At 66.9% G+C, this 590-nt stretch carries 2 protein-coding genes; both read left to right on the top strand.

Translation table 11 applies throughout. The annotated features are described in order from the left end of the window. On the top strand, window positions 1–443 hold a 443-nt coding region (locus AX690_RS12445; protein WP_156449648.1), incomplete at its 5' end, for a TonB-dependent receptor domain-containing protein. Further along, window positions 350–590 (top strand): TonB-dependent receptor domain-containing protein (locus tag AX690_RS24260; protein ID WP_369798208.1); only part of this gene is annotated, 241 nt, incomplete at its 3' end. The genes AX690_RS12445 and AX690_RS24260, both read left to right, overlap by 94 nt.

Consider the following 590-nt stretch of genomic DNA (forward strand, 5'->3'; position numbering starts at 1 on the left):
TGGTCTTCAAGCTGGTGGAACCGCTCGCCCTCTACGCCAGCTACAGCCGCTCTTATCTGCCGCGTGCGGGCGACCAGTTGAGCTCCCTGTCCCTGTCCAACCAGGCGCTCGATCCGGAACGGTTCATCAACCGGGAGGTCGGCGTGAAGTGGGACCTGCGCCCCGATTTCTCCCTGACTGCCGCCATCTACCAACTCGATCGCGAGAATGTCGCCGCGACCGATCCGGCCGATCCCATCCGCCTGGTCCTGGTGAAGGGCCAACGCAGCAAGGGCGTGGAGCTTGCCGCCGAGGGCGTCTGCGGCCCGGATGGACCCTCGTGGGCGGTTACGCCTACCAGGATGGTGAGATCACCCAGACGCAGTCAGCCACCGTTCGCGCCGGGGCGCGCCTCGCGCAGCTGCCAAGGCATTTGGCCTCGCTCTGGAACCGCGTGGACGTGACGCCACGCCTGGGCCTTGGCCTCGGTGTGATCTACCGCGGCGCCATCTTCGCTGCGACCGACAACACCGTGACGCTGCCGGGCTTCACGCGCGTCGACGCGGCCCTCTATTACCAGGTCTCCGATCAGGTGTCGGCGCAGCTCAACG

The organism is Caulobacter sp. CCH9-E1 (assembly GCF_001556515.1).
Lineage (GTDB): Bacteria > Pseudomonadota > Alphaproteobacteria > Caulobacterales > Caulobacteraceae > Caulobacter.